Raw genomic sequence first — 18,645 nt, forward strand, 5'->3', positions numbered from 1 at the left:
GGCCGGCATCGTCGCCGCACCAACGCGCCAACGCGCCAACGCAGTCCGAAGCCGTGGCGAAGCGCGAGCGCTCAGGCCAGTTGTTCGATTTTCGCAGCCACTTCCGCGCCGGTCAGCGGCTCGCGAGCGATGACGGCGATGGTGTCGTCCCCCGCGATGGTGCCGACGATGTAGGGCAGGGCGGCGCGGTCCAGTGCGCTGGCCAGGAAATGCGCCGCGCCGGGTGGAGTCCGCAGCACCGCGATGTTGCCGCTGGCGTCGGTGGAGACCAGCAGGTCGCCGAGCAGCTTGGACAGCCGGTCGGTGCCGCCGGTGACGCCGCGGACCGGGCTACCGTCCTCGGGCACCACGTAGACGCCCGCCCCGCCGTCGGCGGCGCGCAGCTTCACCGCGCCCAGTTCGTCCAGGTCCCGGGACAACGTCGCCTGGGTGGTCTCGATGCCTTCGGCCGCGAGCAGCGCCGCCAGCTCGGTCTGGCTGCGCACCGCATGCGCGGACAGCAGCTCCACGATGCGTGACTGCCGTCCGGCCCGGGTGCGCGCGATGGCCGGGCCGCTTCTGACCTCGGTCACGCCGTACTCCCGTATCGTCGCTCCAGCAACCAGACCAGCAGCGCCTTCTGCGCGTGCAGCCGGTTCTCCGCCTCGTCCCAGACGGCGCTGTGCGGCCCGTCCAGCACCTCGTCGGTGACCTCTTCGCCGCGATGCGCGGGAAGGCAATGCAGCACGACGGCATCCGGCTTGGCGTGGGCCAGCAGGTCGGCGTTGAGCTGGAACGGCCGGAACGGGCCGACCCGGTCCAGACCGTCGTTTTCCTGTCCCATGGAGGTCCAGGTGTCGGTGACCAGCGCGTCGGCGCCCCACGCGGCGGCGATCGGGTCACCGGTCAGCGTGATGGTGGCTCCGGTCTCGGCGGCGCGCTTGCGCGCGGCCTCCACGATCCAGGGCAGCGGCTCGAATCCGGCCGGCGCGGCGATGGTCACGTTCAGGCCTGCCGTGACGCCGCCGAGCAGCAGCGAGTGCGCCATGTTGTTGGCGCCGTCGCCGAAGTAGGCGAGCTCGCGCCCGGTCAGGTCGCCCTTGCGCTCGGCCAGCGTCTGTAGGTCCGCGAGCACCTGGCAGGGATGGAACTCGTTGGACAGCGCGTTGACCACCGGAACCGTCGCGGTGGCGGCCATCTCGTCGAGCCGGGACTGCGCGAAGGTGCGCCACACGATCGCGTCCACGTAGCGCGAGAGGACCCGGCCGGTGTCACCGAGCGTCTCCTCCCGGCCCAGCTGGGTGTCCCGGCCGTCGACGACCACCGCGTGCCCGCCGAGCTGGGCGATGCCCATCTCGAAGGAGAACCTGGTGCGGGTGGAGTTCTTCTCGAAGATCACGCCGACGCCGCGCGGGCCGGCCAGCGGTTGCCGCGCGAACGGCTCCTTCTTGAGTTCGGCCGCGAGGGCGAGGATTTCGGCCTGCTCGGCCGGACTGACGTCGTCGTCGCGCAGGAAGTGCCGCACGGAGGTCATTGCGCCGCAGCCCCTTTCGCGTCGTCGAGGGCGCCGTCGAGGATCTCCGGCAGATCGGCGACGAAATTGTCCGCCTGTGTCTCGGTGAGCACCAGCGGCGGCGCGAGGCGGATCACGTCGGGCTTGGCCGGGTTGACGAGATACCCCGCCGCCCGCGCACGCGCCTCGACCAGCGCCGATACGTTGTGGGTGAGCACGATGCCCAGCAGCAGGCCCGCGCCGCGCACCTGGTCGACCAGGGGATGCTCCAGCAGCTCGATGCCGTCGCTGAGCCGCTTGCCCACCGATTCCACGTGCGAGAGCAAGTCGGTTTCATCGATCGTGCGCAGCACCGCGAGTGCGGCCGCGGCGCATACCGGATTGCCGCCGAAGGTGGTGCCGTGCAGGCCGGGCGTCAGCAACTCGGCCGCGCGTCCGTTGGCCAGCACCGCGCCGATGGGCAATCCGCCGCCGAGCCCCTTGGCCAGGGTGATCACGTCCGGCACGATGCCGACGGCTTGGTGTGCGTAGAACTTTCCGGTGCGGCCGATGCCGGTCTGCACCTCGTCCAGCACCAGCAGCGCCCCGTTGCGCGCGGTGATCTCCCGCGCTTTGGCCAAGTAGTCGAACGGCGGTACCACCACGCCGCTCTCTCCCATGATCGGCTCCAGGAACACCGCGGCGGTGTCCTCGTCGACCACGGCGTCCAGCGCCGCGGCGTCGCCGTAGGGCACGTGCACGACGCCGGGCGGCATCGGCTCGAACGGCGTCCGCTTGGACGGCTGGCCGGTGAGTGCGAGCGCGCCCATGGTGCGGCCGTGGAAGGCCTCCTCGCACGCGACGATCTTGTGCCGCCCGGTCAACCGCGCGATCTTGAACGCCGCCTCGACCGCCTCGGTGCCGGAGTTGCAGAAGAACGCCCGGCCCTCCCCGTCGCCGAAGTGCGCGAGCAACCGCTCGGCCAACTCGACGACCGGCTCGCTGGCGTACAGATTCGAGACGTGTCCCAGCGTGCCGAGCTGCTGGGTGACCGCCTCCAGGATCGCCGGGTGCGCGTGGCCGAGGCTGTTGACCGCGATACCGCCGAGGAAGTCGACGTAGCGATTGCCGTCCGCGTCGTAGACCACGGCGCCGGCCCCGCGCACCAGCGCGACGTTGGGCGTGCCGTAGTTGTTCATCAGCGCGGCAGACCACCGCTTCTGCAGTTCAGCTGTGCTCATTGTTTCGTTCCGTCCAGCGAGCCCGGCCCGTCCGGGGCGGGCGTCACCATCGTTCCGATTCCTTCTCCGGTGAACAGTTCCAGCAACACCGCGTGCGGGACCCGGCCGTCGATCACATGCGCGGACGGCACCCCCGCTCGCACGGCGCGCAGGCAGGCTTCCATCTTGGGCACCATGCCCGTATCGAGTCTCGGGAGCAACTCGGCCAGCGCGGCCGTGTCGATGCGCGTGGTGAGCGACGACCGATCCGGCCAGTTCGTGTACAGGCCCTCGACGTCGGTGAGCACCACCAATTTCTCGGCGCCGATGCCCTCGGCGAGTGCCGCGGCGGCGGTGTCGGCGTTGATGTTGTGCACCACGCCGTCGGCGTCCGGCGCGATGGTCGACACGACCGGGATGCGGCCGGCGCCGATGAGGTCGAGCACGGCGTCCGGGTTCACCTCGGTGACGTCGCCGACCAGGCCGATGTCGGTCGGCTCGCCGTCCACCTCGACGGTGCGGCGAGTGGCGGTGAACAGCCCGGCGTCCTCGCCGGAGGTGCCGACCGCGTACGGGCCGTGCGCGTTGATCAGGCCGACCAGCTCGCGGCCGACCTGACCGAACAGCACCATCCGCACCACGTCCATCACCTCGGGCGTGGTCACCCGGAAGCCGCCGCGGAATTCGCCGTGCAGACCCAGCTTCTTCAGCATCGCGCTGATCTGCGGGCCGCCACCGTGCACCACCACCGGGTGCACGCCCACCGTGCGCAGGAACGCCATGTCGGCGGCGAAGGCCTGTTTGAGGTTCTCGTCGATCATGGCGTTGCCGCCGTATTTGACGACGACGATCTTGTCCCGGAACTTCTGCAACCACGGCAGGGCGTCGGCCAGAACGTGCGCTTTGTCCAGCGCGGAGAGCGTGTGCAACACCTGGCTCATGAGCTGTAGGCCGAGTTCTCTTCGACGTAACCGTGCGAAAGGTCGGTGGTGCGGATGCTCGCGGCGGCGGAGCCGACGTTCAGCTCGATCAGCACCTGAACGTCGGCGCCGGACAGGTCCACCTCGCGGGCGCCCGGCGCGCCGACGCCGTCCACGCATACCGGACTTCCGTTGAACGACACCGAGATACGGTTCGGATCGAGCGTCACCGGCGCCATGCCGACCGCGGCCAGCACCCGGCCCCAGTTCGGGTCGGAGCCGAACAGCGCCGTCTTGACCAGGCTGTCGCGGGCCACGGTGCGGGCGGCGGCCACCGCTTCGTCCTCGGTCGCCGCTCCGGTGACGGTGACCAGCACCCGCTTGGTGACGCCCTCGGCGTCGGCCATCAGCTGGGCGGCCAGGTCGTCGCACACCGCGAGCACGGCGGCGTCGAGTTCCTCCTGGCTGGGGGTCACCTCGCTGGCGCCGTTGGCGAGCAGCAGCACGGTGTCGTTGGTGGAGCAGGAGCCGTCGACGTCGAGCCGGTCGAAGGTGCGCGCGGTGGCGTTGCGCAGGGCGTGGTCGAGCTGGTCGGCGGTGACCGCGGCGTCGGTGGTGAGCACCACCAGCATGGTCGCCAGCGACGGGGCCAGCATGCCCGCGCCCTTGGCCATGCCGCCGACGTTCCACTTGTCGCGGTGATGGAACGCCGCTTCCTTGGGCACGGTGTCGGTGGTCATGATGGCCCAGGCGGCGTCCGAGCCGCCGGACAGGCCGCCGCCCATCTCGTGCACGATCTCCGTGACGGCGGGGATCAGCTTGTCCATCGGGAGCCGGTCGCCGATCAGCCCGGTCGAGCAGACCGCGATCTCCCCCGCGCCGGTCTCGGTGCCCCAGTTGCTCAGGGCGGCCGCGAGTTCCTCGGCGGTCTTGTGCGTGTCCTGGAATCCGCCCGGGCCGGTGCACGCGTTGGCGCCGCCGGAATTCAGGATCACCGCGCGCAGCCGCTTGCCGGTCAGCACCTGCTGCGACCACAGCACCGGTGCGGCCTTCACCTTGTTGCGGGTGAACACGCCCGCGGCCGGGTATTCCGGCCCTTCGTTGAACACCAGCGCGAGGTCCGGCTTGCCGCTGGCCTTGATGCCCGCGGCGATGCCCGCCGCGCGGAAGCCGAGCGGCGCCGTGACGCCCTGGGTCCGGACCAGCTTGCCGCTTGCGGTGTCGGTTGTCGTCACGGTGCCACTCCTACGGTGGAAAGTCCGGCGGTCTCGTCCCATCCGAGTGCGAGGTTCATCGATTGCACCGCCGCGCCCGCGGTGCCCTTGGTCAAGTTGTCGATCGCGCCGATCACCACGAGCAGCCCGGCGTCGGCGTCCACGGCCACCTGCAGGGTGACGGCGTTGGAACCCAGCACCGAACCGGTCTGCGGGAGCACGCCTTCCGGCAGCAGGTGCACGAAAGGCTCGTCGGCGTAGGCTTTCTCGTAGACGGCGCGCGCCTGTGCGGAGTCGACGCGGGTCGGCGCGGTGCAGGTGGCGAGGATGCCGCGGGGCATCGGCGCGAGCACCGGGGTGAACGACACCGCGACGTCCGCACCGCCCGCCGCCGTCAGGTTCTGCGCGATCTCCGGTGTGTGCCGGTGCGCGCCCGCGATGCCGTAGGCCCGTGCCGAGCCCATCACCTCGGACCCGAGCAGCGCCACGTCCAGCTTGCGGCCCGCCCCCGACGTGCCGCTCACCGCGACCACGTGCACCGCGGGCTCCACGATGCCCGCGGCGACCGCGGGGGCCAACGCGAGGCTGGCCACGGTCGGGTAGCACCCCGGAACCGCGATCCGCGTCGCGCCACGCAGCTTCTCCCGGCCGCCGGGCAGTTCGGGCAGACCATAGGGCCAGCTGCCCGCGTGCGGGCTGCCGTAGTATTTCTCCCATGTCTTCGGGTCGGTGAGCCGGAAGTCGGCACCACAGTCGATGATCACCGTGGACTCGGGCAGCTCGGCGGCGATGGCGGCCGACTGCCCATGGGGCAGGCCGAGGAAGACCACATCGTGTCCGGCCAGTTCGGCGGCCGTGGTCGGCGCCAGCACCCGATCGGCCAGCGGCAGCAGATGCGGCTGCAACTCCCCCAGCGCGGTTCCGGCGTTCGAGCCCGCGGTCAGCGCCCCGATGACGAGGCGCCCGGTTCGGTAGGCCGGATGACCCAGCAGCAGACGCAACACTTCACCGCCCGCGTACCCGCTGGCACCGGCTACCGCGACCCGGATGACGGGTCCGCCCGAGGAATCAACCATGTGATGATTATGCATGATTGTGCAATCTCATTCACAGCCTGGGTTGCCCGGCTCGGTCACGGGCAGGGTGATACCCGGCGTGGAATCACGCAAACCGCACCAGCAACCGTACGCGCGGCGCTGCCGCCCCGCGCTGCGCAGGTCCTCGGGACTTTCACCGCCGCGTCGTTGGTGGAGGCCGTGTCAACCACGCGCTGATCACCGAACAGCGGCACGTCGACGCCGCGCTCGGCGAGGAGCCTTTCCTCGGCGTCGAGCAAAGCGGTGCGAATCGTCGCAACACGGCGGGCATCGGATCGCGGGGACCACCTGTTTGCGGCGCCGACCATTCAGCGCAGCGCCACCGGTTCGATGCCGAGCGCTTCCGCCAGCCCGGCTTCACCCCGTGGCGTGACGCGCACGGCGCGTCCGGTGCCGACCCGCTCGATCCACGCCAACTCCCGCAGCCTCCGGCACAGCTGCGCGCCCGCCGAGCCGCCGAGATGGATGCGCCGTTCGGTCCAGTCCAGGCAGGGGCGTGCGATGGGCCGTCGCGTAGTCACCAGCGCGGCGGGTTCGATGCCCATCGGATCGGCCAGCCAGGCCCGGCCCGGCGCCGTGAGCGCGAAACCACCCTCGCTGTCGAGCAGGCCGCGCGCGATCATGCCCTGGGTCACCGCCACGCCGAGTCGACCCGCGAGATGGTCGTAGCAGGTGCGGCCACGGACGAGCGCCGCGGCGACCGTGGCGGCCCGCAGTCCGGTCACGGCGGGGCGGGGGAGATCGAGGTGAGCGACCAGGCCTTCGAGCAGCTCCGCCACCTGGGGTCCCGCCAACTGGACGTAGCGGTGGCGGCCTTGGCGGTGTTCGACCAGCAGCCCACCGCTCAACAGGCGGTTGAGATGCTCGGTGGCCGTGGACGGCGCGACACCGGTCCGGCGTGCGATCTCCCCCGCGGTCAAGGCCCGCCCGTCCAACAGCGCGAGGCAGATGTCGGCGCGGGTACGGTCGGCGAGCAGGGCGGCCAAGCCCGCCAGTTCGGCTCCTCTGGTCGGCACCACACCATGATCGCGCGCCGTCATTTCGGCGGGTACCGAAACGTCCCATGGCTACCGTCACCACATGACTTCGCCTTCCGCGCTACCGGGCAGTTCCGCCACTACCCCGATGACAACGTTCGAGATCTTTCGCAGTCTGCACTACCGGGACCAGCCCCTGGTGCTGCCGAATGCCTGGGATTTCGCCTCGGCCGCCCTGCTGGCGACCGAGGGTTTCCCGGCGATCGGCACCACCAGTCTCGGGGTGGCCGCCGCTGCCGGGCTCGCCGACGGCGCGGGCGTCACCAAGACGGAGACGCTCGCCATGGCCCGGCGGCTGGCACGGCTGCCGGTGCCGGTGACCGTCGACATCGAGGCTGGATTCGACGAAAACCCCAGCGCTGTGGCCGATTTCGTCGAGCAACTCGCGGCGTGCGGAATCGCGGGCGTGAACCTCGAAGACGGCCGCGCGGGATCCGCCCTGGCCGCACCCGGCCACCAGGCCGATCTGATCGCCGCGATCAAGGGCCGCACGCCGGAGATGTTCGTCAACGCCCGCGTCGATACCCACTGGCTGAACCTCGATCACGGCTCCACGCACGACCGCGTGCGGCGCTACGCCGCGGCGGGAGCCGACGGCGTCTTCGTTCCCGGCCTGAGCGACCCCGCGCGGATCGAGCGGATCGTCGCGGCGACCGATCTGCCGGTCAACATCCTGTATTCGGCGACCGGCCCCACTATCGCGACGCTGGCCGAACTCGGCGTACGCCGGGTCAGCACCGGCTCGCTGCTCTACCGTGCGGCGCTGTCGGCCGCCGTGGACGTCGCGCGAGCTTTGCGGCAGGACGCACCCCTGCCGTCCGGCATCGTGACCTATCCCGACATCCAGCGCCTGCTGCCGACTCAATGAACGGGCCTGACCAGCTATTTCCTCCCGCCCCGCGAGACCGTCCGTGGGGTGGAGAATTTCGCGGCCGGTGCCTACCCGCCCCGGCCCGGAGGCCGATCGCTCGAGCGCGGACACCGTGAACTGGATTGCCGGGCAATCGGGGGGTTCATGGCAACTGCGGCCCCGGTGCCCGGCGTTCGGCGGGGACAGCCGATGTGATGACGGTCGCGCGGCCGACACCGGCCTACCGCGGGCTGTCGTGCCAGAAAACGCTGCTCAGTGCTTCTGGACCACGCGCTCGCCCGCACCGGGCTTCCAGATGGTGATGTCGAGGCGATCGCCGACGACCTCCACGGTCGAGGCGCCGGTGAGATCGGCGACGTAGAAATGGTCGAATTCCTGGCCGCGGATGTCGAAACCGGTTTCATCGAACAGCTGCTGGGCGAAGCGGGCGTGCACATCCCGGTCGGGCAGGTCGACGACGGTGCCGAAGAGTTTGGCGTCGCCGTCGGAGACGTTGGTGTCGACGGTGGCGGTGTGCAGGCAGAAGCGCGGATCCCGGGCCAGGTCGCGGAACTTGGTCGTCCCCGGCATGCCCGCGATGACGAGGAAGTCCTCGAAGATGCGCGGCTCGACCGGGCTGATCCGCGGGTATCCGTCGGAACGGAGGGTGCCGAGCATGCAGAGGTTGCCCGCGGCACGGTGCCTGCGCAGGAAGATCTCGGCGACATGCGGCGCTTCTTCGGTGAATCGGCTCCAAGTGGTCATGGGGACGACGGTACGGCGAATACTTGCCATCTTCTGTCAAGGTTTTCCGGCTAGTCTCGCGGGCATGCGGGCGAGTCGACTGGTGCAGCTGCTGTTGCTGCTGCAGACGCGCGGCCGGTTGACGGCGCCGGAACTGGCCAGGGAGCTGGAGGTGTCGGTGCGCACGGTGTACCGCGATATCGACGCGCTCTCGGCGGCAGGCGTCCCGGTGTACAGCGAGCCGGGCCGGGCGGGCGGCGTGCGGCTGGTCGACGGCTACCGGACCCGGCTGACCGGACTCACCACCGAGGAGGCCGACGCGGTACTGCTGACCGGATTGCCCGGCGCCGCCGCCGATCTCGGGCTCGGCACGGTGCTGGCCACCGCGCAGCTGAAGGTGCTCGCCGCGCTGCCGCCCGAACTGCGTGGACGCGCGACGCGCATCGCCGAGCGCGTGTACGTGGACGTGCCGGGCTGGTTCCACCGGCCGGACGAGACGCCGACGCTCGCGACCGTCGCCGACGCGCTGTGGCACGACCGGACGCTGCGCGTGCGGTACGGACGCAAGGACAATGTGGTCGAACGCCGGCTCGACCCGCTGGGCCTGGTGCTCAAAGCGGGCATCTGGTACCTGGTGGCCCGCGACGGGTCGGCGCTGCGTTCCTATCGGGTGAGCCGCATCCTCGCCGCCGAACCCACCGCCGAAACCTTCACTCGTCCCGCGGAATTCGACTTGCGGGCACACTGGGCCGACGCCGCCGACGATTTCGCGCGCTCGATACTGCGCGTGCGGGCGCGCTGCCGGATCGCGGCAAGCCACCTACGAATGCTGCGGCTGATGAACGATCCGGCGGCGGTCGCGGAGGCACTGGCCTCCGCCGGTCCGCCCGACCCCGAAGGGTGGGTGGAAGTGGTGGTGCCCTCCGAGTCCTACGAGGTGCTCGCGACGGGCCTTCTTCCGCTCGGCGAGTTCGTCGAAGTGCTGGAACCGCCGCAGCTGCGCGCACAACTCGCGGCGACAGCCGCCGCCATGCACGCGCGCTACTCCGCCCAGTAAACGATCAGCAACATCGTCACCTTCGGCAGCCCGCACGGCGGTCGAAGGGACGCCCCGAGTGTCGTACCGTTCGCCCGGCCGGGCGAGAAGGCGACCGGCCGCTGAGCCGGACCGTGTTGGTCCAGCTCGCGGCCGATCAGCACCTCGTCCATCGGGGGGCGACGGCTGATGGTCAGCGCAGCGACCGGAAGAATTCCCGCACGTCCGCGGTCAGCAGATCCGGCGCCTCCATCGCGGCGAAATGCCCGCCGCGGTCGAACTCGGTCCACCGCACGATGTTGTGCGCGTCCTCGGCGAGCTTGCGGATGGACATGTCGCCGGGGAAGAGCGCCGCCGCGGTCGGCACGTCGGACTGCTTCACCGGCGCACCCCAGGCCGCGGATTCACTGTAGAGCCGAAGCGACGAGGCGAAGGTGCCGGTGAACCAGTACAGGCTGATGTTGGTCAGCAGCGCGTCACGGCCGACCGCGTCCTCGGGCAGTTCGATCCCCGGATTGGTGTACTGCCGGAACAGGTCGGTGATCCAGGACAACAGCCCCGCGGGCGAGTCGTGCACGCCGATCGCCAGCGTCTGCGGGCGGTTGGCTTGCAGCGTCGCGTAGTCGTAGCGGGAATAGCCCTCCGGACCGGTCAGCACGGCCAGTTTCGCCTGGTCTTCCTGGCTGTACTCGGACTCCGCACCGCCCTGAGGCCACTTCCCCGCGGACGCGGATTCGTCCGCACCGCCCTGGGACCACTCCCCCGCGGACACCGATTCGTCCGCGCCGCCCCAGGATTCGTCGCTGTCCCACGCGGGGATGGTGATCGGACCGTTCACGTGGATGCCCGCGAGATGTGCACGCGCGATGTGCCCCAGCTGGGCTGCGACGAAGTACCCGGCGTCGCCGCCCTGCACGCCGTAGCGGTCGTAGCCGAGCCGCGCCATGAGTGCGGCGACCACCTCCGCGAAACGGTCGGTCGAACCCGCGCCGTCGTCCGGGGCGACCTCGGAGAACGCGAACCCCGGCAGCGAGGGAATCACCAGGTGGAACGCGTCGGCGGGGTCGCCGCCATGCGCACGCGGATCACTCAGCGGCCCGATCACCGGCAGGAACTCGACGAACGACGCGGGCCAGCCGTGGTTGAGCACCAGCGGCAGGGCATCCGGCTCCGGCGAGCGCACATGCAGGAAATGCACCTGCCGCCCGTCGATCTCGGTGACGAACTGCGGCAGCTCGTTCAGCTTCGCTTCCACGGCGCGCCAGTCGAATTCCGTGCGCCAGTACTCGGCCAGCGGCCTCAGGTAGGACACGCGCATGCCCTTGCCCCATCCGACGCCGGGCAGGTCCTGCGGCCACAGCGTGTTCGCGAGGCGGCGGTGCAGATCATCGATCTGTTCCTGGGGGATTTCGATACGGAAGGGGCGGATGTCCTGTTCGGTAGTCATGCTGGCCACGGTAGGAGCCGCTTAGGACGAATTCGTTCCTAAGTTTCCGGCATTCTGAGAACCATGCTGGAAACCTCGGCCCGCCTGCTCAAACTGCTGGCCCTGCTGCAGACCCACCGCGACTGGACCGGCGCCGCACTGGCCGAACGGCTCGGCGTCACCGGACGAACCGTGCGCCGCGACATCGACCGGCTGCGCGAACTCGGCTACCCGGTCCACGCGACCCAGGGCGCCGCCGGTTACCGGCTCGGCGCGGGGGCCGCGCTACCTCCCTTGCTGCTCGACGACGACGAAGCGGTCGCGGTGGCGGTCGGCCTGCGCAGCGCTTCCGGCACCGTGGCCGGTCTGGAGGAAGCGGCGCTGCGCGCCTTGACCAAGCTGGAGCAGGTGCTGCCGCCCCGGTTGCGGCATCGCGTCCGCACGCTGCGCGGCGCCACGCTGCGCGTCGCCGCGCCCACCACCCAGGTCCACCCCGACACCCTCATGGCCATAGCCGAGACCTGTCAGCGACACGAACGCCTGCGATTCGACTACCGCGCGCACGACGGCACGCCCAGCCTGCGCACCGTCGAGCCGCACACGCTCGTGCACTTCAGCAGGCACTGGTACCTGGTCGCCTGGGACGTGGACCGCGCCGACTGGCGCACCTTCCGGGTCGACCGGATCACCCCACGGATTCCGCCCGGCCCCCGCTTCACACCGCGGGAGCCGCCGGAAGGCGATGTCGCGGCGTATCTTTCGGTGCGACTGTCCCTCCATTCGTGGCCGTATCAGGCCACCGTGCTCCTGCACCGATCCGCCGAGGACGCCGCCGATCGCGTGTGGCCCGGGATGGGCGCCGTGGAAGCCGTCGACGACCACAGCTGCCGCCTGCATGTCGGCGCCGAGTCACCGGAGCAACTGGTGTGGATGATCACCTCGGTCGATCTCGACTTCACCTTGCTCACCGGGCCGCGGGAACTCGTCGACGCCCTCCGCGCCCAAGCCGCCCGCTGCGACCATGCCCTGCGCGGCTTTTCGGTGCCGTAGGTCGGCTGGCGGAGCCCGGTCACTGGAGCCCAACCTCTCGAGTCAGCACCGCTAGCAGCTCCAATCCAACACTGGGGCAAGGGATCTGAGCTGCACCGAGGAGGGAAGTACGCGCACCAGAGCATCGCGGATCGCGACGACGGGCGCGAACGAGAGTTGCGCCGCCGCGCCGAGCTGCCGGGAACGGCTCGCGATCATCCGCGTGCGCGGCCTGCGCTCCCGGTCATAGCGGGTCAGGTCTCCGTCGGCGGCCGCTCTGGCCAGCACCACCGCGTCCTCCAGCGCCTGGCAGGCGCCCTGGCCGAGGGTGGGCATCATCGCGTGCGCCGCGTCGCCGACCAGCGCGATACGCCCGGCCACAGAGGATTTCAGCGCGGGCAGATCGTAAAGGTCGTGCTTCAGCAGGTCGGACTCCCTGGCCGCGGCGAGCAGCGCGGGGATCGGCTCATGCCAGCCGCCGAATCGGTCACGCAACTCGGCCAGCCCACCGCCCGGGGTACCCGCGGGCATGTTCGCCGTCGCGAAGCAGTAGACCCGCCCGTCCGCGAGCGCGCCGTAGCCGAAACGCTCGCCGCGGCCCCAGGTTTCGCCCATGCCGATGATCGGCTCGTGCGGCGTGACGACCACCCGCCACGCGGTGTAGCCGCCGTAGCGCGGCCGCACCTCCCCGCAGACCGCGCGACGCACAACGCTGCGGATGCCGTCGGCGCCGACGATGACATCGCCGCTGGACGTTCCGGCCGAGTGCACCACCGTGCCATCGGCCCCGGCTTCGGTCACCGTGACGCCGGTGTGCAGCACGTCCGCGGGGATCGCCGAGCGCAGGATGTGCACCAGATCGGCGCGGTGCATCATGATCGGGCTGCCGTAGCGCGCCCGGATCGCCTCGGCGTCCATCCGCGTCAACCAGCGGCCCGTGCGGTCCCGGATGCCCGCCGTCCCGCCCTCGACGGCACGTGCGCGGACCCGATCACCGAGACCGAGCGCGTCCAGGGCGCGAAGAGCGTTGGGCCACAAGGACAATCCAGCGCCGACGGCGGTGATCTCGGTGGCCCGTTCGAGCACTTCGACCTCCCACCCCTGCCGGAGGAAGGCCACAGCGGACGCCAGACCGCCGATGCCACCACCCACGACGACCGCCTGCGACATGGCTTCCCCTTTCTCCTGCCCGCGCCGCCGCGGGCTGCCACCTCGACGCTACTACTAATGTAGTGCCAGCCACGACGGCTGTAACAGGCATCACTACCGATGTAGTCTTACAGTGTGTCCACCAAGCGCGAACTCGTCTTGGACGCGGCGATCGAGCTGCTGGGGTCCCGCGGCACCCGCGCGCTCACCCACCGCGCGGTCGACGAGGTCGCCGGTATGCCCGCCGGGTCGGCCTCCAACTACTTCCGCACCCGCGAGGCGCTGCTGATCGGCATCGCCGAGCGGCTCGAAGCACGCGACTACGCGGACTGGGAAGCGCTCAACCGCCAGCCCATACCGCGCACGATCGATGAACTCGTCGACGGCATGGCCGCATTCGTCGTGCATGCGGCGCGCACCGACCGGGTACGAACGCTGGCCCGCTACGCCCTGTTCCTGGAAGCCCAGACCGTGCCCGCGCTGCGCGAGAGCGTGCGGCGCGGACACCGTCGGCTGACCGACTGGGCCACCACCCTGCTGGCCGGAGTCGGCGGCGACGAGGCGGCCACGCGGATCCTCGTCGCCCAGTTCGACGGAATCATCCTGCACCAGCTGGTGAACCCGGCGCCGGACTTCGATCCACGCCCCGCGCTGGACCGGTTGGTGCGTGCGCTGATCGGCGGCGCGACCGGCTGACCACCGGGCTAGTTGTACTGACCTGCGAGTTGTACTGACCTGAGAGGTTGCGAACGCGGGTGGCTTTCGCCATGTCAGCCCGCCACGCCGTCACCAACGTCCGTGGTCAGTACAGCTAGTCGTCGTTCAGCAGTCCCAGCTCTCGTTCGGCGTGCAGCAGGGCCAGCGCGTCGATCCCGCGGTGCAGAATCTCGTCCACACCAACGTCATCGGCCCGCGGGCGCAGGTAGATCAACGCGTCCAGGGCAGCATGACTACCGGCGACACGTAAAGCCTCGTCACGGCTGACCGGCCCGTCGCCGCACTCCTGGCGGATCACGAAGGCGTACAGGATGCGCCGGACGTCATGCTGGAGCTCGGTCGCTTTCAGGTACAGATTGATTTCGGCGGCGGCGTCGGCGTGGGATCCGTCGGATTCGGTGACGGTCGCCGTGTAGGTGTAGTTCTCGTCGGACCGAGTCCAGCGCGCGCCCGTGAGATGGACCGTCTCGAAACCTACGTCGGAGAGCCGCTCGGCAATCTGAAACGGATCATCCGATAGTAGGTAACCGGGTACGTGCTCAGCGAGTCCGGCCCGTTGCGGATATGCCTCCCAGACGACCTTGGTCACCTATCCAACCTAACCGACACTTGCGTTGCGCACCTGGAGAATCCGTCCGCAGCACGAGAGCGGTGTCGACCGGACTTGTTGCGAGGGGCCAGGGCCAGATGCCTCATGTGTCGGTAGGCGTCGGGGAAGTGCGGTTGCCCGGCACATAGTCGTGGGCGGTCCGGGTCCGCGGTTCGTGGCGCGGGTGGGCAACGGGCAGAACAACATCCCAGTACGCGGCCTTCACCGCGTCCCACAGCCGCCAATGCTTGGGGAACCACTCACGCACAAGAGCGAGGTCAGGGCGTGCGCCGTCTTCACCGAAGTACACGACTCCGGGCGCACCGTTGGGAATATCCACCGTCGTTCCATCCAGGCGCATCCGGTAGGCCGGGCCCGGACGGCGGTAATCGGTGAACGACTCCATCTCGATGCGTCCGCCGGTCAGCCGCCGCCACCTGGCCTCGCCGTTCTGGGTCGAAGTGATGTGCAACATGTTTCGCCGACTCTCTACGAGTACCGGCCATGGGCCGAGAGTGTGTCCCGGCCTCGCATGGTGATCTGGTAGCCGCTGGGACCGATCCAGCCGCCCGCGACGATCAGACCTCGCAACCGAAGACGCATCACCGCCTGGCGAACCTGCCAACCGGTCAGCCCGGTCGTCTTCATGAGTGAAGCGACAGAAAGGATTCCGCCAGGCGCCAGTGCCGACAGCACCGCGGCCTGAGCCCTGCTGAGTCGAATGTTCTTAGCCATGCGGAGAAGATGCGGCAAGTGCCGATGCCGGATCGCGGGAATACGACGACCTGGGAAAACTCGCCGGAATCGCCTGATGGAGTTGGGCAATGCGGCCTATGATCGGCGCGTTCTGCACCAAGTAGCAAACGCGGAAAGCAACGATAGGGGGAGCATGTGACCGATGATGGCGAACCGGAGGACTCGGGCAGCACCCTGCCACGCAGGCAACTCGGCCGGTTCTTGAGAGAAGCGCGCGAGGCGGCAGGCCTCACCACCGAGACCGTCGCCAAGCTTATGGAGTGGCACAAGTCCACCGTCAGCCGCCTGGAACGTGGGCTGACCGAAAAGGTCAGAGTCCGTGACGTTCTGGCGCTGTGCGAGATATACGGGCTCGATGAAGACCAAACGGCCGTCGCCAGGGGCCTCGCCGAGCAGACGCCAGCGAAGTCGTGGTGGCATGCCTATGGCGATCTGATCCCGGCTTGGTTCAATCTGTACGTCGGTTTGGAAGCCGCTGCAAAGGAATTGGCGATATTCCAGCCATTGCTGATACCCGGACTACTGCAATCCGCCGATTACGCACTGGCGATCGACCGACGCTACTTCCCCGAAGATACCGAGGAAGAACTGGAGCGCCGTGTGCAACTTCGACGCCAGCGACAACACATCCTGACTCGGTCGCGCCAGCCGACGACGGCGTCGTTCGTACTTCACGAGTCCGTGCTACGAACCGTTGTCGGCAACCCGCGTGTGATGGCCGCGCAGTTGCGGCATGTAGCGGACGCTGGCACTCTCGCCAACGTGGAGGTCCGAATATTGCCCTTCCATGTCGGGCTTCCGCTGGGTATAGCCCTGCCGCCGTTCACCATCCTCGACTTCGCTCGCGACGGGCGGGGCAAACTGGGAGAACCGCCACTGGTCTACTGCGAGAGCTTCACCGGGAGCGCCTACCTTGAAGGACGGACGGACGTGGTGAGATTTCGCCAGGCTTTCGGAACACTTCAGCAAGCAAGCCTGGACCCCCGTTCCAGCCGGGACCTGTTACGAGAGATAGCAAGGGAGTTTGATCGTGATCGCTGATCTAACCGGGGCGCGGTGGTTCAAGTCGAGCCACAGCGGAGGGGGAGCTGACTGCGTAGAAGTCGCTTTCCTCGAAGGCGGTGCGGTCGGCGTCCGTGACAGTAAGAACCCCACCGGCCCCGTACTGGTGTTCACCCCGAGCGAGTGGGATACCTTCGTTGCCGGTGCCGACGCTGGCGAGTTTCGATCATGAACGCTGATCCAACGGGGGCACGGTGGTTCAAGTCGAGCCACAGTTCCGGAGGGCAAGATTGCGTCGAGGTCGCTTTCCTTGAAGGAGGGCACGTTGGAGTCCGTGACTCCAAGAACCCGGCTGGCCCCGCATTAGCCTTCGCCCCTGGCGAGTGGGATGTCTTCACCGCAGGCGTGATGGTTGGCGAGTTCAACCGCCCCACTGCCTGACCACTTCTGTTTCTCGGACGGCCCTGCACTGGCAATCGCTCCCAGTGCAGGACCTTCTTCGTTCGCCATCCACCGAACCGACTGACGGGCAGCGCGAACATCAACGCCAGCGGCCCGCGTTGGCCAGGTTCGCCGTCGAACTCCGAGAACCCTTCGGTATCCAGTCGTTGGCTGCCTCGCGGTTGACGAATGGCGCGGGTCGCATGAGTCGGCCTGCTGATCCAAGCGCGGAGTGCCCGCGCCGGACATCGGTCAGATGGTCCACCAGCTGCGAACGGTAGCCCTGAATCGCATCCTGGCCAGGCGCGCCGCTGAGGCGAATTCTCTTGTGAAGCAAGAGGAAAAGAGCAGATCAAACAAGGTTTTCGGTTGCCCGTGGTCACTCGGAGCGGCTAGGCTTCGAACATGGGTTCGGGTGGGGAGAAATCGTTGTCGCCAGCGGTGGTGCCGCTGGCGGACGCGGTCGCGGGTCTGCTCGAGCTGCCGCTGACGCCGTTGTCCGATGACGAGGTTGTCGATCTGCTGCGCGGTCTCGAGACCTGCGCCCGCCGGTTGGCGGCGGTGTCGCATCGGCTGCTGGTGGAGGTGGACGAGCGGTCGATCCCGGCCCGTGCCGGGGCACGCACCAGCAAGCGGTTCCTGATGGAAACCCTGCGATTGTCGGCCGCCGACGCCGGCAGCCGGGTCGCGGCGGTGCGGGATCTCGGGGTCTGGCACACCATGGACGGCGCCGACACCGCACCAATCCTGCCGCATACCGCCGCCGCCCAGGCTGCGGGCGAGATTTCCGCCGATCATGCGCGAGGGATCGCGGCGGTGATGAAGCGGGTACCGCGCGGGATCGAAGACGCCGAACGGCAAGCGGCCGAACAGATCCTGGCCGAATTCGCCCGCTCCGGTTCTCCGGACGACATCAGCAAGGTCGGCGACCGCATCCTCGCCCACCTCGACCCCGACGGGAGACTGACCGACGACGTGGATCGGAAAAGGATGCGTGGCATCACCCTTGGGCGTCAGCGCGCGGATGGCATGACCCCGATCCACGGGGAGATCACCCCGCTGTTGCGGGCACTGCTGGATCCGATCCTGGCCAAGTTCGCCCGCCCCGGCATCAACAATCCGGAGGATCCGGACAGCCCCACTGGCCTCGACGGGGCGATCGACCGTCACGCCTTGGCCGAAGCCGCCGAACGTGACCACCGCTCGACCGCCCAGCGCAACCACGACGCTCTGGTGGCGGTGCTGCAACCCGGGCTCGCCTTGGATCGGTTGGGCAATCACCGGGGTTTGCCGGTGTCGGCGATCCTGACCATGAGCCTCGCCGATGTCGAAAAGCGGGCAGGGGTGGCCACCACCGCCTCCGGCGGCAGCGTCCCCATCGGCGAAGCACTGAAGCTGGCCGAACAAGCGCACCTGTTCTTGGCGGTGTTCGACCACCGCGGGCTGCCTTTGCATATGGGCCGGGCCAAGCGGCTGGCCACCCCGGCGCAGCGGCTGGCGTTGATCGCCGCCCTGCGCGGCTGTTCCCGCCCCGGCTGCGACGCGCCCGCCACCCTCTCCGCCGTCCACCACATCACCGACTACGGCAAGGGCGGCGCCACGGACATCGGCAACGAAACCCTAGCCTGCGATCACTGCCACTCACTCGTCCACGACGGCCCCGGCGGATGGAAAACCGTTGCTCTCGGCGAGGATTCACAGTTTCCAGGACGAACAGGGTGGATCGCGCCACGCCACATCGACCCCGACCAGATCCCGCGCGTCAACCACCGCCACCACAGCGGTGAACTACTCGCCGACACCCTCGCCCGCATCCACGAAAACGACCGGCGACAACACGAACACCGCCGCCGACGACTGGGGCAACCCCCGCAACCCGGCAACACTGCCGCCTAGGGCGTGTCTCCCATTGAGTACCTCGACCATGCGGCAGCACGGCGGGGCTCC

The 18,645-nt window shown here is 69.2% G+C and carries 21 protein-coding genes; 8 read left to right on the top strand and 13 right to left on the bottom strand.

All coding sequences use genetic code 11. The annotated features are described in order from the left end of the window. Positions 1 to 71 precede the first annotated feature (71 nt). The 7 genes from ACWPXK_RS26850 to ACWPXK_RS26880 all read right to left on the bottom strand — a co-directional run bounded on the left by ACWPXK_RS26850 (position 72) and on the right by ACWPXK_RS26880 (position 6,938). The gene (locus ACWPXK_RS26850) at positions 72 to 572 is read right to left on the bottom strand and encodes an arginine repressor (protein ID WP_357728554.1); all 501 of its coding nucleotides are present in this window, start codon (positions 570 to 572) and stop codon (positions 72 to 74) included. Then, positions 569 to 1,513, bottom strand: a complete 945-nt coding sequence (argF, locus tag ACWPXK_RS26855; RefSeq protein WP_454198950.1) for an ornithine carbamoyltransferase — start codon at positions 1,511 to 1,513, stop codon at positions 569 to 571. The genes ACWPXK_RS26850 and argF overlap by 4 nt, the downstream gene beginning before the upstream one ends. Next, positions 1,510 to 2,712, bottom strand: coding sequence for an acetylornithine transaminase (locus ACWPXK_RS26860; RefSeq protein ID WP_454198951.1), 1,203 nt, complete (start codon positions 2,710 to 2,712; stop codon positions 1,510 to 1,512). The genes argF and ACWPXK_RS26860 overlap by 4 nt, the downstream gene beginning before the upstream one ends. Continuing rightward, the gene (argB, locus tag ACWPXK_RS26865; RefSeq protein WP_454198952.1) at positions 2,709 to 3,632 is read right to left on the bottom strand and encodes an acetylglutamate kinase; all 924 of its coding nucleotides are present in this window, start codon (positions 3,630 to 3,632) and stop codon (positions 2,709 to 2,711) included. Before argB ends, ACWPXK_RS26860 begins: the two co-directional genes overlap by 4 nt. Then, positions 3,629 to 4,846: a bifunctional glutamate N-acetyltransferase/amino-acid acetyltransferase ArgJ gene (gene argJ, locus ACWPXK_RS26870; RefSeq protein ID WP_454198953.1), complete on the bottom strand. Its 1,218-nt coding sequence runs from the start codon at positions 4,844 to 4,846 to the stop codon at positions 3,629 to 3,631. The genes argB and argJ overlap by 4 nt, the downstream gene beginning before the upstream one ends. Next, complete coding sequence (argC, locus tag ACWPXK_RS26875; RefSeq protein ID WP_454198954.1) at positions 4,843 to 5,901, bottom strand: N-acetyl-gamma-glutamyl-phosphate reductase; 1,059 nt, start codon at positions 5,899 to 5,901, stop codon at positions 4,843 to 4,845. The genes argJ and argC overlap by 4 nt, the downstream gene beginning before the upstream one ends. A 329-nt stretch (positions 5,902 to 6,230) precedes the next feature. Further along, entirely contained in the window at positions 6,231 to 6,938 is a 708-nt protein-coding gene (locus tag ACWPXK_RS26880) for an ArsR/SmtB family transcription factor (protein WP_454198955.1), read from the bottom strand. A 64-nt stretch (positions 6,939 to 7,002) separates the two neighbouring features. Between ACWPXK_RS26880 and ACWPXK_RS26885 the strand changes: the two genes are divergently transcribed. Then, positions 7,003 to 7,827 carry an isocitrate lyase/PEP mutase family protein gene (locus ACWPXK_RS26885; protein WP_454198956.1) on the top strand — a complete coding sequence of 275 codons (825 nt, stop codon included), beginning with the start codon at positions 7,003 to 7,005 and terminating at the stop codon, positions 7,825 to 7,827. Positions 7,828 to 8,082: 255 nt separating this feature from the next. On the opposite strand, the gene ACWPXK_RS26890 is transcribed toward ACWPXK_RS26885, so the two are convergent. Further along, a complete protein-coding gene (locus ACWPXK_RS26890; RefSeq protein WP_454198957.1) occupies positions 8,083 to 8,574 on the bottom strand; it encodes a pyridoxamine 5'-phosphate oxidase family protein in 492 nt (163 codons plus the stop codon). A gap of 64 nt (positions 8,575 to 8,638) precedes the next feature. Between ACWPXK_RS26890 and ACWPXK_RS26895 the strand changes: the two genes are divergently transcribed. Continuing rightward, positions 8,639 to 9,610, top strand: a complete 972-nt coding sequence (locus tag ACWPXK_RS26895) for a helix-turn-helix transcriptional regulator (protein ID WP_454198958.1) — start codon at positions 8,639 to 8,641, stop codon at positions 9,608 to 9,610. A 172-nt stretch (positions 9,611 to 9,782) separates the two neighbouring features. Here the strand turns inward: ACWPXK_RS26895 and ACWPXK_RS26900 are convergent, their stop codons facing one another. Continuing rightward, the gene (locus ACWPXK_RS26900) at positions 9,783 to 11,036 is read right to left on the bottom strand and encodes an epoxide hydrolase family protein (protein WP_454198959.1); all 1,254 of its coding nucleotides are present in this window, start codon (positions 11,034 to 11,036) and stop codon (positions 9,783 to 9,785) included. Between the two features lie 63 nt (positions 11,037 to 11,099). Here ACWPXK_RS26900 and ACWPXK_RS26905 point away from each other — a divergent pair, with 63 nt between their 5' ends. Next, a complete protein-coding gene (locus ACWPXK_RS26905; protein ID WP_454198960.1) occupies positions 11,100 to 12,065 on the top strand; it encodes a helix-turn-helix transcriptional regulator in 966 nt (321 codons plus the stop codon). Between the two features lie 51 nt (positions 12,066 to 12,116). On the opposite strand, the gene ACWPXK_RS26910 is transcribed toward ACWPXK_RS26905, so the two are convergent. Then, positions 12,117 to 13,214: an FAD-dependent monooxygenase gene (locus tag ACWPXK_RS26910; RefSeq protein ID WP_454198961.1), complete on the bottom strand. Its 1,098-nt coding sequence runs from the start codon at positions 13,212 to 13,214 to the stop codon at positions 12,117 to 12,119. A gap of 114 nt (positions 13,215 to 13,328) precedes the next feature. Between ACWPXK_RS26910 and ACWPXK_RS26915 the strand changes: the two genes are divergently transcribed. Further along, a complete protein-coding gene (locus ACWPXK_RS26915) occupies positions 13,329 to 13,889 on the top strand; it encodes a TetR/AcrR family transcriptional regulator (RefSeq protein ID WP_454198962.1) in 561 nt (186 codons plus the stop codon). Between the two features lie 115 nt (positions 13,890 to 14,004). On the opposite strand, the gene ACWPXK_RS26920 is transcribed toward ACWPXK_RS26915, so the two are convergent. From ACWPXK_RS26920 to ACWPXK_RS26930, 3 genes are all read right to left on the bottom strand, one after another. Next, positions 14,005 to 14,499 carry a hypothetical protein gene (locus ACWPXK_RS26920; RefSeq protein ID WP_454198963.1) on the bottom strand — a complete coding sequence of 165 codons (495 nt, stop codon included), beginning with the start codon at positions 14,497 to 14,499 and terminating at the stop codon, positions 14,005 to 14,007. A 103-nt stretch (positions 14,500 to 14,602) separates the two neighbouring features. Continuing rightward, on the bottom strand, positions 14,603 to 14,974 hold the full coding sequence (locus ACWPXK_RS26925) for a hypothetical protein (protein WP_454198964.1): 372 nt from the start codon (positions 14,972 to 14,974) through the stop codon (positions 14,603 to 14,605). Between the two features lie 14 nt (positions 14,975 to 14,988). Continuing rightward, positions 14,989 to 15,234, bottom strand: a complete 246-nt coding sequence (locus ACWPXK_RS26930) for a hypothetical protein (RefSeq protein ID WP_454198965.1) — start codon at positions 15,232 to 15,234, stop codon at positions 14,989 to 14,991. 156 nt (positions 15,235 to 15,390) lie between these two features. On the opposite strand from ACWPXK_RS26930, the gene ACWPXK_RS26935 reads away from it, so the two are divergent. From ACWPXK_RS26935 to ACWPXK_RS26950, 4 genes are all read left to right on the top strand, one after another. Further along, positions 15,391 to 16,296 (top strand): helix-turn-helix domain-containing protein, encoded by a 906-nt coding sequence (locus tag ACWPXK_RS26935; protein ID WP_454198966.1) that lies wholly within the window; start codon positions 15,391 to 15,393, stop codon positions 16,294 to 16,296. Continuing rightward, positions 16,286 to 16,489 carry a DUF397 domain-containing protein gene (locus ACWPXK_RS26940; RefSeq protein WP_454198967.1) on the top strand — a complete coding sequence of 68 codons (204 nt, stop codon included), beginning with the start codon at positions 16,286 to 16,288 and terminating at the stop codon, positions 16,487 to 16,489. Before ACWPXK_RS26935 ends, ACWPXK_RS26940 begins: the two co-directional genes overlap by 11 nt. After that, entirely contained in the window at positions 16,486 to 16,698 is a 213-nt protein-coding gene (locus ACWPXK_RS26945; RefSeq protein WP_454198968.1) for a DUF397 domain-containing protein, read from the top strand. Before ACWPXK_RS26940 ends, ACWPXK_RS26945 begins: the two co-directional genes overlap by 4 nt. Positions 16,699 to 17,103: 405 nt before the next feature. Continuing rightward, on the top strand, positions 17,104 to 18,594 hold the full coding sequence (locus ACWPXK_RS26950; RefSeq protein ID WP_454198969.1) for a DUF222 domain-containing protein: 1,491 nt from the start codon (positions 17,104 to 17,106) through the stop codon (positions 18,592 to 18,594). Positions 18,595 to 18,645: the final 51 nt, after the last annotated feature.

It is taken from the genome of Nocardia sp. Marseille-Q1738 (assembly GCF_965283145.1).

Coding starts and splice junctions, on each gene's coding strand:
- argB (WP_454198952.1), bottom strand. CDS start 3,632: ATGAGCCAGGTGTTGCACACGCTCTCCGCGCTGGACAAAGCGCACGTT.
- ACWPXK_RS26945 (WP_454198968.1), top strand. CDS start 16,486: ATGAACGCTGATCCAACGGGGGCACGGTGGTTCAAGTCGAGCCACAGT.
- ACWPXK_RS26895 (WP_454198958.1), top strand. CDS start 8,639: ATGCGGGCGAGTCGACTGGTGCAGCTGCTGTTGCTGCTGCAGACGCGC.
- ACWPXK_RS26885 (WP_454198956.1), top strand. CDS start 7,003: ATGACTTCGCCTTCCGCGCTACCGGGCAGTTCCGCCACTACCCCGATG.
- ACWPXK_RS26910 (WP_454198961.1), bottom strand. CDS start 13,214: ATGTCGCAGGCGGTCGTCGTGGGTGGTGGCATCGGCGGTCTGGCGTCC.
- argC (WP_454198954.1), bottom strand. CDS start 5,901: ATGGTTGATTCCTCGGGCGGACCCGTCATCCGGGTCGCGGTAGCCGGT.
- ACWPXK_RS26930 (WP_454198965.1), bottom strand. CDS start 15,234: ATGGCTAAGAACATTCGACTCAGCAGGGCTCAGGCCGCGGTGCTGTCG.
- ACWPXK_RS26950 (WP_454198969.1), top strand. CDS start 17,104: ATGGGTTCGGGTGGGGAGAAATCGTTGTCGCCAGCGGTGGTGCCGCTG.
- ACWPXK_RS26900 (WP_454198959.1), bottom strand. CDS start 11,036: ATGACTACCGAACAGGACATCCGCCCCTTCCGTATCGAAATCCCCCAG.
- ACWPXK_RS26905 (WP_454198960.1), top strand. CDS start 11,100: ATGCTGGAAACCTCGGCCCGCCTGCTCAAACTGCTGGCCCTGCTGCAG.
- argF (WP_454198950.1), bottom strand. CDS start 1,513: ATGACCTCCGTGCGGCACTTCCTGCGCGACGACGACGTCAGTCCGGCC.
- ACWPXK_RS26925 (WP_454198964.1), bottom strand. CDS start 14,974: ATGTTGCACATCACTTCGACCCAGAACGGCGAGGCCAGGTGGCGGCGG.
- ACWPXK_RS26860 (WP_454198951.1), bottom strand. CDS start 2,712: ATGAGCACAGCTGAACTGCAGAAGCGGTGGTCTGCCGCGCTGATGAAC.
- ACWPXK_RS26890 (WP_454198957.1), bottom strand. CDS start 8,574: ATGACCACTTGGAGCCGATTCACCGAAGAAGCGCCGCATGTCGCCGAG.